Annotated in this window: 12 protein-coding genes; 7 read left to right on the plus strand and 5 right to left on the minus strand. The window is 42.1% G+C overall.

From position 1 onward, the window contains the following. The first annotated feature begins 29 nt into the window (after positions 1-29). Both DD657_RS02610 and rlmD read left to right on the plus strand, forming a co-directional pair. Complete coding sequence (locus DD657_RS02610) at positions 30-722, plus strand: SIR2 family NAD-dependent protein deacylase (protein ID WP_021987444.1); 693 nt, start codon at positions 30-32, stop codon at positions 720-722. A gap of 83 nt (positions 723-805) precedes the next feature. Continuing rightward, positions 806-2,209: a 23S rRNA (uracil(1939)-C(5))-methyltransferase RlmD gene (rlmD, locus tag DD657_RS02615; protein ID WP_068690449.1), complete on the plus strand. Its 1,404-nt coding sequence runs from the start codon at positions 806-808 to the stop codon at positions 2,207-2,209. A 166-nt stretch (positions 2,210-2,375) separates the two neighbouring features. Here the strand turns inward: rlmD and DD657_RS02620 are convergent, their stop codons facing one another. Next, entirely contained in the window at positions 2,376-2,864 is a 489-nt protein-coding gene (locus DD657_RS02620; protein ID WP_021987442.1) for a Dps family protein, read from the minus strand. A 272-nt stretch (positions 2,865-3,136) separates the two neighbouring features. Here DD657_RS02620 and DD657_RS02625 point away from each other — a divergent pair, with 272 nt between their 5' ends. Next, positions 3,137-6,565 (plus strand): ATP-binding protein, encoded by a 3,429-nt coding sequence (locus DD657_RS02625; protein WP_287048367.1) that lies wholly within the window; start codon positions 3,137-3,139, stop codon positions 6,563-6,565. Positions 6,566-6,624: 59 nt separating this feature from the next. Here DD657_RS02625 and DD657_RS02630 read toward each other — a convergent pair whose 3' ends face one another. Next, positions 6,625-8,928, minus strand: coding sequence for a S9 family peptidase (locus DD657_RS02630; RefSeq protein ID WP_068690453.1), 2,304 nt, complete (start codon positions 8,926-8,928; stop codon positions 6,625-6,627). 134 nt (positions 8,929-9,062) lie between these two features. Between DD657_RS02630 and DD657_RS02635 the strand changes: the two genes are divergently transcribed. Further along, positions 9,063-9,611 (plus strand): DNA alkylation repair protein, encoded by a 549-nt coding sequence (locus DD657_RS02635; protein WP_287048370.1) that lies wholly within the window; start codon positions 9,063-9,065, stop codon positions 9,609-9,611. Positions 9,612-9,759: 148 nt separating this feature from the next. Continuing rightward, positions 9,760-11,367, plus strand: a complete 1,608-nt coding sequence (pckA, locus tag DD657_RS02640; protein WP_287048372.1) for a phosphoenolpyruvate carboxykinase (ATP) — start codon at positions 9,760-9,762, stop codon at positions 11,365-11,367. A 114-nt stretch (positions 11,368-11,481) separates the two neighbouring features. On the opposite strand, the gene lpxA is transcribed toward pckA, so the two are convergent. Genes lpxA through lpxD form a run of 3 tightly spaced genes read right to left on the minus strand, consistent with a single transcriptional unit; the run spans position 11,482 to position 14,746 of the window. Then, the gene (gene lpxA, locus DD657_RS02645) at positions 11,482-12,261 is read right to left on the minus strand and encodes an acyl-ACP--UDP-N-acetylglucosamine O-acyltransferase (protein WP_021987437.1); all 780 of its coding nucleotides are present in this window, start codon (positions 12,259-12,261) and stop codon (positions 11,482-11,484) included. A 50-nt stretch (positions 12,262-12,311) separates the two neighbouring features. Further along, complete coding sequence (locus DD657_RS02650) at positions 12,312-13,712, minus strand: bifunctional UDP-3-O-[3-hydroxymyristoyl] N-acetylglucosamine deacetylase/3-hydroxyacyl-ACP dehydratase (RefSeq protein ID WP_021987436.1); 1,401 nt, start codon at positions 13,710-13,712, stop codon at positions 12,312-12,314. Further along, positions 13,712-14,746: a UDP-3-O-(3-hydroxymyristoyl)glucosamine N-acyltransferase gene (gene lpxD / locus DD657_RS02655; RefSeq protein WP_021987435.1), complete on the minus strand. Its 1,035-nt coding sequence runs from the start codon at positions 14,744-14,746 to the stop codon at positions 13,712-13,714. Before lpxD ends, DD657_RS02650 begins: the two co-directional genes overlap by 1 nt. A gap of 369 nt (positions 14,747-15,115) precedes the next feature. Here lpxD and rimP point away from each other — a divergent pair, with 369 nt between their 5' ends. Then, positions 15,116-15,583: a ribosome assembly cofactor RimP gene (gene rimP / locus DD657_RS02660; RefSeq protein ID WP_287048375.1), complete on the plus strand. Its 468-nt coding sequence runs from the start codon at positions 15,116-15,118 to the stop codon at positions 15,581-15,583. Between the two features lie 63 nt (positions 15,584-15,646). Continuing rightward, complete coding sequence (gene nusA, locus DD657_RS02665; protein WP_021987433.1) at positions 15,647-16,888, plus strand: transcription termination factor NusA; 1,242 nt, start codon at positions 15,647-15,649, stop codon at positions 16,886-16,888. Positions 16,889-16,914 lie beyond the last annotated feature (26 nt).

Consider the following 16,914-nt stretch of genomic DNA (forward strand, 5'->3'; position numbering starts at 1 on the left):
AAAAGAGAGACATTTTACAAAAACGAAATATGAAAATAGTTATATTGACCGGTGCCGGAATGAGTGCCGAAAGCGGAATCAAAACATTCCGGGACAGCGATGGATTATGGGAAAATTATCGGATCGAAGATGTCTGTACTCCCGAAGCTTTGGAACGCAACCCGGAACTCGTCAATAATTTTTACAACGAAAGACGCAAGCAACTTTATAAAGCCCAGCCCAATGCCGGACATATCGGACTGGCAGAGCTAGATCATTATTTCAATGTGCAGATCATCACCCAAAACATTGATGACTTGCATGAACGGGCAGGCAGCAAACATGTGTTGCACCTGCATGGCGAACTGAAAAAAGTAAGAAGCAGTAAAAACCCCAGTCTGATATATGACCTGGAAGACTGGGAACTAAAACCGGGAACCCGTTGTGAAGACGGATCGTTACTACGTCCTCATGTCGTATTTTTCGGAGAAGCAGTCCCCAATATAGAGCCGGCTACAGAACTTGTCCGCCAAGCCGATATTTTTGTCGTTATCGGAACCTCCTTAGCCGTATATCCTGCAGCCAGCCTACTCAGCTATGCCCCCGACGGCATTCCTGTTTTCGTCATTGATCCCAAAATTCCACAGCAAGCCCGGCAATGGGGATTTCACCTCATTGAAAAAGGAGCTTCTGCAGGGGTGGAAGAATTGAAAAAAATACTTCTGACAAGCAACCGGCATTAAAACCCGACATACATCTGCTTTCAGATAACAATAAATAACAGCATCAAAAAATCGAATGCTTTTAAATCAATCACAAATTATATATGGGAAGAGGAAAAAAACCAGTATTGGAAAATGTTGAAATAAAAAAAATAGCAGCAGAAGGTAAATCCATTGCCTACGTCGATGAAAAAGTACTATTCGTCCCCAACACCGTACCGGGAGACATCGTCGATGTGCAAGTAACACGTAAGAGAAAAAGCTTCCTGGAAGGATTTGTAATCAACATCCGCAAACTTTCCGAATGGAGAACCGAGCCGTTTTGTGCTCATTTTGGTATTTGCGGCGGTTGTAAATGGCAAAACCTCCCTTACGAGAAACAACTTGAATTCAAACAGCAGGAAGTCATCGACAACTTACAACGCATCGGAAAAATAGAATTACAAAACATTCGTCCGATCATCGGTTCCCCGAAAACCCGGGAATACCGCAATAAACTCGAATTCACATTTTGCAACAAACGTTTTTTGACACGGGAAGAAATCGGACGGGACGAATCAATCGCACGTACACCGGCTGTAGGCTTCCACGTTCCGGGATTATTCGACAAGATCGTAGATATCGAAACCTGTTACCTGCAAGGCTTTCCTTCTAATGAGATCCGTAACTTTATCAGACAATATGCTATCACCCAAGGACTCCCTTTCTTTGATATCCGGAATCAGGAAGGTTTTTTGCGTACATTAATCATCCGAACGGCATCTACCGGCGACACCATGGTCATCCTCGCCTTTTTCCATGAAGACCGGGAAGCCCGGGAAGCCCTGCTAAACACATTACTACAACAGTTCCCCCGGATTACATCCCTGATGTATGTCATCAATGAAAAGGCCAACGATACAATCACCGATCAGGAAATCATCTGCTATCACGGGCAGGATCACATCTTCGAAGCCATGGAGGACCTGAAATTCAAAATCGGTCCGAAATCCTTTTATCAAACCAATTCAGAACAGGCTTACAAGCTCTATTGCCAGACACGTGAATTAGCCGGCCTGACCGGAAAAGAAACCGTATACGACTTATATACCGGCACCGGAACCATTGCCAATTTCGTTGCCCGGAACGCAGCCCGGGTGATCGGTATCGAATATGTCCCGGAAGCCATCGAAGATGCTAAAATCAACTCTGCACTGAACAACATTACCAACACCCTCTTCTACGCAGGAGATATGAAAGATGTATTAAACGATGAATTCATCCGGGAGCACGGACATCCGGACGTAATCATTACAGATCCTCCCCGTGCCGGGATGCACCCGGATGTCGTACAAACCATACTGAACGCGGCCCCCGGGCGAATCGTCTATGTCAGTTGCAACTCTGCCACGCAAGCCAGAGACCTGCAACAGATGGATTCCCAATATAAAGTAACGGCCGTTCAGCCCGTTGACATGTTCCCCCACACACATCACGTAGAGAACATCGTACTTCTGGAAAAAAGATAATCCTTCTGCTGCAAGTGGTTTAAAAATAAAAGATAGATAAAAACTTTCGGTTCCGATTAAAAAATTCAATCTAAACCGAAAGTTTATCTTTTACCCAGCCGTTCCCGGCCGTAAAGCAAATCATCAAAAATACCTGCAAATCATTTCAATATACCTGATTTTCCGATTATTTTTCCAGATAAGCACGGATCATCCAAGCTGTCTTTTCCTTCTTTTCTATCATATCTTCCAGAAAATTAGTCGTACCGGCATCATCCGTATCTTCTTCTTTTTCCAACTGTTCGATATCTTTCCTTATCTCGCGGATTAAAGTATCGTTATCCTCACTCAGAATAGCCAACATTTTTTTGGCTTCCGGCAACGGTTCCGTTTCGCAATGTTCTTTGATACGATTGTGTTCGAGATAGCCGGCCAACGACCCGAGAGGACGTTCGTCCAAAGAGCGGATTCGTTCAGCGATAGAATCGATATCCTCTATCAGACCGTTATACAAATCTTCCATAAAAACATGGTATGAATGGAAACTTACGCCTTTTACATTCCAATGATAATTCCAAGTTTTTGCCAACAATACAAAATGATCTGCCAACAGATTATTCAATACCGTTTTACTGGCTTTCACTGTTTTGGGTTCCAACCCGATATTTGCTGCCATAATAAACTTCATTTAAAATTAAACTTCTTTTTAGTATGCCTATAAACGCAGGAAAACAACTTTTGTTACACAAATTCAGGAAGAGTTTCGCTGCTGCCTCTCCGAATTCCCCTATTCCGGTTTGTATCCGGACACCATTTTCACACGGCCAGACAATTCAGAAACAGCTCTTCCGCATTGTCCCACAGTTCATAGCTTATAGAATTAAATCATAAATAAATCTTAAATTTATTTTATTTTCCTATATTTGTAAAAATTACGTGTGTGTATTCATGAAAAACACTTTACTATTTTTGTTTTGGTTTGTCATTACTATATCTTGTTGCGGACAAGATTCAATAAGAGGGAAATATGTGCTATTACTCAATTCTGCCAGTTTCAACGACCACTGGACGCAAACTCTGCGAACAGAAATCAAGCAAAACCTTACGCGGGACTTCAAAGATATTTCCTGTTACAGTGAAGAACTATCCATACCGACCTTACAAAACGAAAAAGAAGCAGAAGCACTGCGATCAAAATTACTGTCACGCTATAAAAAGCGTCCGGAACTAGTCATTTTCATCGGAGATCCGGGATGGATCGTATGTACGCCCATTTTCAAAAAAGCCTGGAAAGGCATACCCGCTTTAGTATGTTATTCCAGAGCCCGCTTACCTCTGACCCTAAAAGCTCTTCTCAACAAAGAAATCCTGACAGACTCCAACAGCATTCTGGCCGAAGACTTCAACAAAGGATATGAAGTAACCACCTTACAGGTCCCTTTCTATGTCAAAGAAACCGTTGCTGTCATGCAACAGATTCTTCCCCACATGAAAAGCCTGGCATTCATTTCCGACGATCGTTTTATCAGTATGGAAGCAAGACAAGCCGTAAAACAGAGCATACAGGAGTATTATCCCGGATTGCAATTGATACAATTGCGGTCCGACCGGATTTCCACGGAAAAATTACTTGATACGTTACAACAATTCGACAAAACGACAGGTATTCTCTATTTTTCCTGGTTCAGGCAATTCGAAGCCCAGGACAAAACAAGCCTGGTCGACAACATACAAAACATCATTTGCAACTTTGCCAAAGTACCTGTTTTCACGTTAAAGGATCAGGAAGACAGAAATAATTGTATCGGAGGCCACTACATCCGTGCCGCCGACCTGATCAAAACGGCCTACCAACGTATCAAACTTATACTTCAAGGTACCCCAGCCTCCTCCTTACCACCCGGCAACAGTGGTGTCGCGCAAACTTATATCGACTATCCCCACCTACTGTGGTACAATATCGACCCGCACCTTCTTCCCAAAAACGCCGTATACCTCAACACCCAACCCACCCTTTACGATAGTTACAAAGCCCATATTTGGTCGGGCATCATCATGCTGCTCATTCTGATTATCTTCTATTCCCATTTTCAGCATCGTAATGTATTACAGCGCAAATTAATGCAGCGCATGACCGACGGGCTGGAAAATCCCGTCCTACTGATCAATGAGTACGGAATTATCCGTAAACTGGTCAATAAATCCAGACATACCACCCATTTTCTGGGTGAAGGACAAATAGAAGGAACCAACCTGAAAAAACTCTTCCGCAATCCCCAGGATGCGACAGCACTCCTGGAACAAATCCGACAAGTCATCGTTACCGGAGAAACCCAGCGAGCCAACCTGAACATCATAAACCTTTCCGGAGACCCGATGTTTCTGCATACATTAATCATACACTATGATTCCCGACATGTTATCTGTCTGGTTCACGATATCTCCGAATCGGAAAACCGCCGGCTGACAGATGAAGAAAATCTAAAATTTCTCGATTCCGTTCTGAACAGTATGCCTGTACCGACAAGCGTAAAACACTTGGGCAATGAGATAAAATATGTCATTTGGAACAAAAGCTCGGAACGACTATTTCAAACAAAAAACGAAACATTGATCGGAACAACGGGAAAAGACGTCCTGCCTCCGGAAGTTTTCCGGACATTTTCGGGCTTAGACCAGGAATTCATCCAAAATCCGGCTTCGTTTCCCCGGCTTTTTACCCTTAAAATAAAAGACCAGGAAGAACAGAAAATCCTGATGTATAAAAAAATCATCCGCCGCGGCTCCCAAACATGGCTGGTCAGTTCTGCTCTCGACCTGACAGAATCCGAACGCAACCGCCGTGAATTGGAAGAAGTTGCCCAAAAATATGAAATGGTCACACAGGCCGTAAACCTCCTGACCTGGACGATAGATACCAAGACTGATACTTTACACTTCGAAATGGGAGATCGCAAACTGACAAATACCATAGAACTCCCTTCGAGCATTAAGATCGATAACTACACATTTCAGTATATCACTCCGGAATACCGCGCTAAAATACGAAAAGCAATGCTCAACATTATCGCCGGCCGGACAGAAATCTACCACGAACAATACTGTTGCCAGATACAGGATTCACACAAACCGGTTTGGATGGAAAGCTATGCCATTATAGGCAAACGCGACCCAAAAACCAAACGTCCGACAACCATTGTCGGCGCATCGATGTACATCAACGAGCGCAAGCAACTCGAGCAGGAGCTAATCAGAGCCAAAGAAAAAGCAGAGGAAAGCAACCGGCTGAAATCAGCTTTCCTGGCCAATATGAGTCATGAAATCCGCACCCCGTTAAACGCAATCGTCGGCTTTTCAGGACTACTCGTCAACACCGAAGATTCCAAAGAAAAAAACGAGTATGTTAACATTATTGAGAATAACAATCAATTACTGTTGCAACTGATTAACGATATTCTCGACCTTTCCAAAATCGAAGCCGGGATACTGGAATTTTCTTATGCGCCTACGGATATCAATAAAATGTGTTATGAAATCGAACAAAGCTTTCTGCTCAAAATGCAGAACAAAAAAGTCGCACTGAAATACACGAAACACATGGATACCTGTGTTATCTCTACGGATTACAACCGGGTGGTACAGGTAATCACAAACTTCCTCACCAACGCCGTAAAATTTACCGCCACAGGCGAAATCACCTTCGGATACGAGCTAAAAGACCCGGAAACCCTTTACTTTTTTGTTTCCGATACCGGTTGTGGCATTCCAGCCGATCAACAGCAAAAAATCTTCGGCCGTTTTGTCAAGCTCAATTCTTTTAAACAAGGCACCGGCCTCGGCCTGGCGATCTGCGAAATGATTATCACCCATCTGAAAGGAAAAATCGGCGTTATTTCCCAACCAGGCAAAGGCTCGACCTTTTGGTTTACTCTCCCCTATCAACCGGCAGAGCTACCCGGCAGGAAAGAACCGGAAACCGGTATCGTTCAACAATCTTTATTAACCATAAAGCCGATCATCTTAATTGCAGAAGACAATCCCAGCAATTTCCAGCTATTCGAATCCATTCTGAAAAAAGAGTATCAGTTAGTACATGCATGGAACGGACAAGAAGCTGTCAAACTGTTCAAGACCACCCACCCGCATCTGATACTGATGGATATCAAAATGCCCGGAATGGACGGTTACGAAGCAACCCGGGAAATTCGTAAATACTCAGATACGATTCCGATTATTGCTGTAACGGCTTATGCATTTGCAACGGACGAATCTCAGATCAAACAAAACGGATTCACGGATTACACGGCTAAACCGGTAAATGCAATCGGTCTGAAAAAGCTGATTATTCAGTATCTGCAAAAATACCTCATACTATAACCGACAAAAATAATCCCAGCCGAAAAACGACTGGGATTACCTACGCCTTGCTTTTTGTTTTAATTTCTCCGCTCAAAGCCGTCAATCTGATAATAAAGATCAGCACGACTATCCCCCAAGAGGTATTTCGCAAAATGGAACCACATCTTACGAACATAAAAATCCCGTTGCACACCTCTAAATCCATGCCGCTGTCCCGGTAACACTGCTATATCGAAATTCTTCCCTGCTTTTATCAATGCATCGGCCATCCGGAGCGTATTTCCCGGATGTACATTATTATCAATGTCTCCTGTCACCAACAACAAATAGCCTTTAAAATTACGTGCCAATTCCTGATTTGTCGGCACTTTCGTTTTAAAGCTAATCTCCTCCCGGTCTCCGTTTACCGTATCTTTTATTGTCTTTTTCTCCTCTTTCACACCGTGATGTGTCTCTCCCCACCATTTATTATAGATATTATTATCATGATTCCCCGCAGACGATACTGCCGCCGTATAAAAATCAGGATAAGTACACAAAGCAGCCGTCGACATAAAGCCTCCGCCGGAATGTCCGAAAATACCGACCTTCGTGATATCGATAAACGGGAAACGATCTGCCAATTGCTCTATACCATACTTATCGTCAGCCAGTGCATAATCCCGTAAATTATCGTACCCATAGGTATGATACCATTTATCCCGCTGCGGACTTCCTCCCCGATGCCCGAAATTCACAACGATAAAGCCGACCTGAGCCAAAGCCGCATTATAAACACCCGAAACACTGAAATCCAAAACCATTGCCTCGGTCTGCGGACCGGGATATACATACGAAATTATCGGGTAGTGCTTTGTCGAATCAAAATCATAAGGTTTCCACATGACACCGTATAAATCGGTTACACCATCCCGTGCCTTTACCACAAAGCGTTCCGGCATCTTCCATCCCGTCTCATACAAACGCCGCAAATCCGGACGTGCTAATTCCATAATCTCCCGGCCGTTATTATCCCGTAAAACAGAGCGCGGCTCCAAATCCACCCGGGAATAATTATCCACCATATAACGGCAGGATTTCGGCATTACGGTCTTGTGATTTGCATCTTCCGCAGTCAATAACGTCACACCACCTCCGTCGATGGGGGCTTTGTAAACAAAAGCATAATAAGGATTGCGTCCTTTTTCCTTACCGTATCCTTCAAAATAAAGCATACGTCCTACCGTATCAATTTTTACCATCTGACCGGCGACCCAATTGCCCGCCGTAATCCGGTTTTTCAAATTACCATCTGCATCATAGTGATAAAAATGTCCCCAACCGGTACGTTCAGACCACCAGATAATATCCTTCCCTTCATTTAAAAAAGCCGCCTCATACATCTGATCGTTAAAATAGGGCTTTGCCTTTTCACTAATCAACACTTTCGATTCTCCCGTTTCCGTATTGGCTTTACAAATCTCCAACTCATCACAGGTACGACGACGGCGCTCAAAGAAAATCTGCCCGGATTCTTTTCCGGCATGTAAAACACCCAAGGATTGATCTTTCCATTTATCGGTATTGATTTTCACCTGCTTCCGACTCTGCACATCGATCACGCTAAGCTCATACTGCGGCACCTCCTTATCGCCGGCCATAGCATAACGGTATTCCTCCAATTTCGGTCTGTCGGCCAATACATCGATCACCCATAAATCCTTTACCTTCCGGTTATCCGAACGGACAACATACAATTTTTTGGAATCCTTAAACCAACGTGCACGCGCCCAGCCTCGCTCATTCGTCGTATCCCGCTCTTTATAAGCATAAGAGAAAAACGGTTCTCCGTCCGTCGTCAACTGAATTTCAACCGAATCTTTATCTCCCGTCTTCATCAAATAAAGATTATGTCTCCGGGCAAATACGATATAGGTACTATCCGGGGAAAAAGACATCCACTTATTCTCTTTTTCCTTCTTCACCGAGTCTTTCTGCACCAACTTCTTCGTGTAAATATCATACTCATAATTAAAATCTTCCACCTTAAATTTAACCGTCCGTTCATCCTTTTTAAACTCGATATCCTTGACCGGCAAATTCCTGTAATTATATGGTTTATTGGTCATCTTAGTCAACTCTCCCATCAGATACATATTCTCGAAAAGAAAATCTTTGGTCCGCCGGGCAGGGTCCACAAAATAATATTGCACACCGTCACCCGTCCGGTAAGAATACCAAAATTTATCGCTGTCTTCCAAAAAATGAGGGGATACCTGTAAAGACCCGACCTCGTCAGCCACCTTTCTGAATTTTTCCGCTGCCCGGAAATTAGCCTTCTGTGCCTGTGTCCCGCAAACAACAAAACAAACCAGCAGGATTGTCATCCATTTTTTATTCATATTTATTTTTTTTATGTTTAAAAATTCCATCCCTCACACACATACGTTCTCCATCGGCAGACAATAATAGGAAAAAAGAAATAAAAAACATTATTTTTGTGAAACAAAAACAAACAAAATCATCCAGGCAATTCATGGAATACAGTGTACTATCACCGGATACAGAGCCCCGGTTTAAAGAAATCCAAAAACGCATCAGGCGTTTGCAAAACAGAGGAAATATCGAAAGTTTGGAACACTTGGGGATAAATACCGAAAACCAGATCGGAGCCAGCTTCTTATCTTTGAAGACCTTAGCTGCCTGTTATCAACCCAATGAAAACCTGGCAATCCTTCTTTGGAATACCTGTAAAAGAGAAGAGCAAATCGTCGCCTGTCTCCTACTTCCTAAAAAAATAAATAAAGAAAAAATTACACAATTAATTCAAAGTTGCTACAATACAGAACTCGCTGAATATTTCGGCTCCCTGTATCTTTGTCATCAGGAAAATTTAAAAGAAATAGCATCGGAATGGAGTGATTCGAACATCCCTTTCCAACAAATTGCAGCATTGACTGCCTGTGCCCGCCATCTGATCTTATACAAATCAGCCCCTGTAATTTCGGCTGATTTTCTCAAATTACTGTCTCACAAAGACTATACGGACAAATATGTAAAACTGGTTGCAAGCCGTTATTCCTAAAAAAGAAAAAAGAAAGAACTGTTAATATTAATTAATGTTAAACAGGCGTTATAAATTTCTTGGGGGTAATTTTTAATGGGAAATCTTTGTTACATTTGCAACGAAATTAGAGAAAAAAAGTATTAATTAATCATTTAATATAACAAACATGTCAAAATTAGATTTAAGTAAGTATGGCATTACGGGAGTAAAAGAGATTGTTTACAATCCCTCCTATGACGAGTTGTTCAAAGCTGAAACCGATCCTACACTGACCGGATATGAAAAAGGCCAGGTAACCGAATTGGGTGCAGTAAATGTAATGACAGGTGTATATACCGGCCGTTCTCCTAAAGATAAATTCTTTGTAATGGATGAAACCAGCAAAGATACAGTATGGTGGACTTCCGAAGAGTACAAAAACGACAATAAACCGGTAGATGCAAAATGCTGGAAAGCTGTAAAAGAAATTGCCGTAAAAGAATTATCAGACAAAAAATTGTATGTTGTTGACGCATTCTGCGGGGCAAATGCAAACAGCCGTCTGAAATTGCGCTTTATCATGGAAGTTGCATGGCAGGCACACTTCGTAAAGAACATGTTCATTCGCCCGAGTGAAGAAGAACTGGCAAATTTCGGCGAACCTGATTTCGTAATCATGAACGCTTCCAAAGCTAAAGTTGAAAACTACAAAGATCTGGGCCTGAATTCAGAAACAGCGGTAGTATTCAACCTGACAGAAAAAATCCAGGTAATCATCAACACTTGGTATGGTGGTGAAATGAAGAAAGGTATGTTCTCTTATATGAACTATCTGCTTCCGTTACACGGTATGGCTTCTATGCACTGCTCTGCCAATACTGATCTGAACGGTCAAAATACGGCCATCTTCTTCGGTTTGTCGGGCACCGGAAAAACCACTTTATCAACTGACCCGAAACGTTTATTGATCGGAGACGACGAACACGGCTGGGATGACGACGGAGTATTCAACTTCGAAGGCGGTTGCTACGCTAAAGTAATCAACCTGAGCAAAGAAGCAGAGCCGGATATTTACAACGCCATCAAACGCGACGCTTTATTGGAAAACGTAACTGTCGATGCAAACGGCAAAATTGATTTCGCCGATAAGAGCGTAACCGAAAACACCCGTGTTTCTTATCCGATCTATCATATCACCAACATCGTTAAACCGGTATCCAAAGGTCCGGCTGCCAAACAAGTCATTTTCTTATCAGCCGACGCATTCGGTGTATTGCCTCCGGTATCTATTCTGAATGCAGAACAGACCAAATATTATTTCCTGTCCGGATTTACAGCTAAATTAGCCGGTACGGAACGCGGTATTACCGAACCGACGCCGACATTCTCTGCCTGCTTCGGAGCTGCTTTCTTATCATTGCACCCGACCAAGTATGCAGAAGAATTGGTGAAGAAAATGGAAAAATCAGGTGCAAAAGCTTATCTGGTAAATACCGGCTGGAACGGAAGCGGAAAACGTATTTCCATCAAAGATACCCGCGGTATCATCGATGCAATTCTGGACGGTTCTATCGACAAAGCCCCGACCAAGACCATTCCGTATTTCGATTTCGTTGTGCCGACAGCCTTACCGGGCGTTGATCCGAAGATCCTCGATCCTCGCGACACTTACGCTAATGCAAGCGAATGGGAAACCAAAGCCAAAGATTTATCTGAACGTTTTATCAAAAACTTCAAAAAATTCGAAGGCAATACAGCAGGTAAAGCATTGGTTGCTGCCGGTCCGAAATTATAATAACGGATTCTTTATTCATACAAAACTCCCGGCAAAACCGGGAGTTTTTTTATACAAGGCCTAAATAAAAAAGCAGTTCTTTCGAACTGCTTTTTCATTACTTCAATTTCTCTGTTATCCCAGATATCCTTTCATGATTCCCCGCTTACTGTTACGGACAAACATGATGATCTCATCTCTTTCCTTGGAAGCAGGCATTTCAGCTTCTATTCTCTCGATAGCATCCGAATTATTCAACCCGGATTGATAAAGAATACGATAAATATCCTGAATTTCATTGATTTTCTCATTGGTAAATTCCCGGCGGCGCAAACCGATAGAATTCACACCCGCATAAGAAAGCGGCAAACGTCCGGCTTTTACATAAGGAGGTACATCCTTACCGATCAAGGAACCGCCCTGAATCATAACATGCTTACCGATATGGACAAACTGATGCACAGCACTCATTCCGCCTAAAATAGCGTAATCATCCACCACAACCTCACCCGCTAATTGACAAGCATTCGTTATAATACAGTTATTACCGATGGTACAATCGTGAGCGATATGGGCATAAGCCATAATCAAACAATTATTTCCTATTTGTGTAACTCCTTTAGCTGCAGTCCCGCGATTAACAGTCACGCATTCGCGGATTGTCGTATTATCACCTATCTTTACAATAGATTTTTCTCCTTTGAACTTTAAGTCCTGGGGAACGGCTGCAATAACAGCTCCCGGAAAAATCTTGCAATTCTTACCGATATAAGTTCCTTCCAGAATCGTTACATTTGAACCGATACGCGTCCCTTCCTCAATTACGACATTTTTATCTATCGTTACAAACGGCTCTATCACCACGTTGTCTGCAATCTGTGCTTCGGGATGAACGTATGCCAACGGTTGTTTCATTCGTTTATTGTTTTAGTTACTAAATAAAATTCCAGCCTGCAAATATAATATTAGTTCTTGGTTTTTGCTACTTGAGCCATAAATTCTCCTTCGCAAACCAGTTTTTTACCGACGAAAGCATATCCTTTCATCGTCACAATGCCACGTTTTACAGGGGCCAGCGTGATTAATTTAAAAATCAACGTATCTCCCGGCACTACTTTTTTACGAAATTTTATTCCGTCTATTTTCATAAAATAAGTCGAGTAATTCTCCGGATCAGGCACCCCGCTCAACACCAGAATTCCTCCGCACTGTGCCATTGCTTCCACAATCAACACACCCGGCATTACCGGCTCTTCCGGAAAATGACCGACAAAGAAAGGTTCGTTCATGGTGACATTCTTACATCCGATCACCATATCATCCGTTACCTTGTAAATCTTATCCACCAGCAAGAAAGGCGGACGATGAGGCAGCAAAGCACGGATTTTATTGATATCCATCAAAGGTTCTTTCTCGAAATCGATATTTATCGGATATGCATCGTCTTTTTCCTCGTTCAATACCGCCTTGTATATTTTCTGTGCCATAGCCGTATTCGCTTTATGTCCCGGTCTCTCTGCAATCACACGTCCCTTTATAAAACGACCGCACAACGCCAGGTCTCCGATAACATCCAGCAATTTGTGACGGGCCGGCTCATTTCCAAAATAAAGCTCCAGATTATTCAAAATGCCTTGACGCACTTCGATGTCCTCATATCCGAATTGCTTGGCCAAACGGTCGATCTCCTCTGCTGAAACCTCTTTATCCACAATAACAATGGCATTCTGCAAATCTCCTCCTTTAATCAGGTTATTGGCAAAAAGAAACTCCACTTCCCGTAAAAAAACAAAAGTACGGCACGGAGCAATTTCTTTTGCAAAATCCGAATGCTGTGCAGAATAAGTGGCATATTGCATCGACAAATAAGGAGAATCATAAGCAACAACCAGATTTATACTATAATCCGTATCCGGCAGTAATGTAATCTTCGTTTGCGCATCTTCAGAAACGAACTCCATTTTCTCCTTCACCTCAAAATAGCGTCGTTCTGCCGTCTGCTCCTGAATTCCGGCCTTTTCAATAGCCTCGACATAAAAACGGGAACTACCGTCCAGGATCGGAAATTCTTCCCCTTCCAGTTCGATATCGCAATTATCGATACCGCAACCGTAAAGAGCTGCCATGGCATGTTCCATGGTATATATGCATATACCGTCTTTTTCCAGGCAACTGGCACGTTCCACAAACTTCACATATTCAGCCAAAGCCGGTACAACCGGCCTACCTTCCACATCTGTTCTTATAATTTTATAACCGGAATTTTCTTCTGCCGGTTTAAAAGTCACGCATACTTCTTTTCCCGTATGCAACCCTTTACCCTTTAGGGAAAACTCTGCTTTTAGCGTACGTTGTTTTACTGACATTATTGTTTTGACTTTAATGTTTGAATTTCTTTTTCCATTTCCCGGATACGTGTATATAATTCAGGGAATTTTCTGAATAGTACGTAACATTTCTGATATTGACCGGCATCAAATGCCGGAGCACCCATAACAACAGCCCCATCAGCAATTTTACCACCGATTCCCGCCTGCCCGGCAATCTTCACCCCGTTTCCGACCTCCAAATGCCCGGCAACTCCAGCCTGTCCTCCTAACATACAATTTGCACCGATCTTAGCCGTCCCGGCAATACCACATTGAGAAGCCATCACCGTATTCTCTCCGACAACCACATTGTGGGCAATCTGAATCAGATTATCCAATTTTACACCTTTACCGATACGGGTCGATCCCATCGTTGCCCGGTCGATACAAGTATTAGCTCCGATTTCCACATGATCTTCAATAATCACATTTCCAATCTGAGCTACTTTATTATACCCTTCGGAAGAAGGAGCAAACCCAAAACCATCCGCACCGATCACAGTTCCGGCATGAATCGTACATCCGTTACCCACAACACAACCGTGATAAATCTTCACTCCGGCAAAAATAGTCGTATTGTCTCCGATCGTCACCCCATCTCCGATATAAGCCTGGGGGTAAATCTTTACATGATTGCCAATACGCACACCTTTACCGATATAAGCAAAAGCGCCGACATAGGGTTTTTCCCCAATGACGGCGTTCTCACTAATATATGACGGTTGTTCTATTCCACTTGGCTGCGGACGCATATTCTCATACATCTGCAATAATTTTGCGATAGCTTCATAAGCAGAAGCCACACGTATCAATGTGCACGATACGGCATGAGCAGCCACAAAATCCTGATTTACCAAAACGACAGATGCCTCCGTCGTATATATATAATGCTCGTATTTCGGATTAGCTAAAAAAGCGAGCGTATTCGGCCTTCCTTCCTCAATCTTGGAAACATTATTCACACATACCTCCGGATCACCCTCTACAACTCCGTTTAATAAAGCTGCTATATCCTTTGCTTTAAATTCCATAAAATTAAAATTTCGGCAAACTTACAAATTTTATTTGTAACTCAATAAGTTTATTACAAATATGTTTCGTTTTTATCTCCCCATTTTCAATACAACACACTAAAAAACAACATATTACAACAAACCTTTAAAAAGTATGCCTGACTTCTGGCAAAACATCCCGGCAAAAACCTATAAAAGCAATAAACTTTTATCCACTTAATATTTTGTTTTTCAATAATTAGTATTACATTTGCACTGATTTTAAGCGATCACAAACACGAGGGGACGAAGTCGTCCCCTTTTGTTATAGAAAAAAATCAATATACGATACTGTAAAACGAATCTAAAGCTTGTCAGAAATCAGTAATTTGACAAAGAAACGAACGGATGAAAACTGTAGAAGAAATAAAAACGATCACAGAAGGGATCATCGGTGATTCCGAATTATTTGTAGTTGAAATCAAAGTTTTAAAAAACAACATCATCGAAATTTTCATCGACTCTCCGAAAGGTATAAATATCGACACCTGCAGCCGGATCAGTCGGCAAATAGAAGCCTGTCTGGACAGGGAAGATGAAGATTTCGAACTTACAGTCTCCAGTGCCGGTATCGGTTATCCTTTTAAAGTCGCCGGCCAATACCAAAAAAACATCGGCAACAAAGTCGTCGTGAAAACGGTAGATACCCTCCGGGCAGAAGGTATTTTAAAAGCCTATGACGGAGAAAAAATTATACTGGAATGCGAAGAGAAAAGACCGGTAGAAGGCAAAAAGAAAAAAGAAACTGTTAAAGTCGAAAAAACAATTCTTTTATCCAATATCAAAGAAATTAAGGATGTCGTCGAGATAAAATAACACGGTCGTCAAAAGGAAGGAAGAAAGAAAAATAAATAATCAAAATAAAAGCTAAAAAGCCAAATGGAAAATCTTAATTTAGTAGAATCATTTGCCGAATTTAAAGAATTCAAAAACATTGACAGAGCTACTTTAATGAGTGTATTGGAAGATATTTTCAGAAATATGCTCTTGAAAAAATATGGAACAGACGAAAATTTTGACATTATCATTAATATTGACAAAGGAGACCTGGAAATCTGGAGAAACCGGACAGTTGTTGAAGACAAAGATTTACAGAATCCGAATACGGAAATCGCTTTAAGCGAAGCCAAGAAAATTGATGAAGATTACGAAATCGGAGAAGACGTTACCGACGAAGTAAAATTGAAAGATTTCGGCCGGCGTTCCGTACTTGCTTTAAGACAAAACCTCTCTTCCAGAATCCTGGAACTGGAAAAAGACAACATTTACACCAAATACAAAGACAGAGTAGGTCAGATCATTTTAGGAGAAGTATATCAGGTGTGGAAAAAAGAAATACTTGTTCTCGATGATGAAGGCAACGAACTGATTATTCCCAAGCAAGAACAGATTCCCTCTGACTTTTTCAAAAAAGGAGATACGATTAAAGCAGTCGTTATCCGGGTAGAAATGCGGAATTCAAATCCCTATATCATCCTTTCCAGAACTTCACCTGTATTTTTGGAAAGACTTTTCGAAAATGAAGTACCGGAAATATTCGACGGACTGATCACAATTAAAAATATCGTACGGGCTCCGGGAGAACGGGCTAAAGTTGCAGTCGAATCCTATGACGATCGTATCGATCCGGTCGGAGCTTGTGTCGGTATGAAAGGTTCCCGTATACACGGTATCGTACGTGAATTGAGAAACGAGAATATCGATGTCATCAATTACACCAATAATCTCCAATTATACATTACACGTGCATTGAATCCGGCTAAGATCAACCACATTGAAATCGACGATAAAAACAAAAAAGCCAATGTTTACCTGAATCCGGAAGAAGTTTCTCTGGCAATCGGGAAAGGCGGTCTCAACATCAAATTAGCCAGTCAGCTGACCGGTTATGAAATCGACGTGTACAGAGAATTCGACGAAGCCCAGGAAGAAGAGGATGTGAACCTCGACGAATTCAAAGACGAAATCGAACCGTGGGTCATCGACGAATTGAAAAAAGTCGGATGTGATACAGCGAAGAGTGTACTGGAATTAAACGAAGATGAACTCGAAAAGAGAACAGATCTCGAAATCGAAACCATACGCGAAGTAATCAGTATATTGAAGGCAGAGTTCGAATAATTCCGCCGAAAACAATCTTGTAAAAA

The organism is Culturomica sp., assembly GCF_003524185.1.
Classification (GTDB): domain Bacteria; phylum Bacteroidota; class Bacteroidia; order Bacteroidales; family Marinifilaceae; genus Culturomica; species Culturomica massiliensis.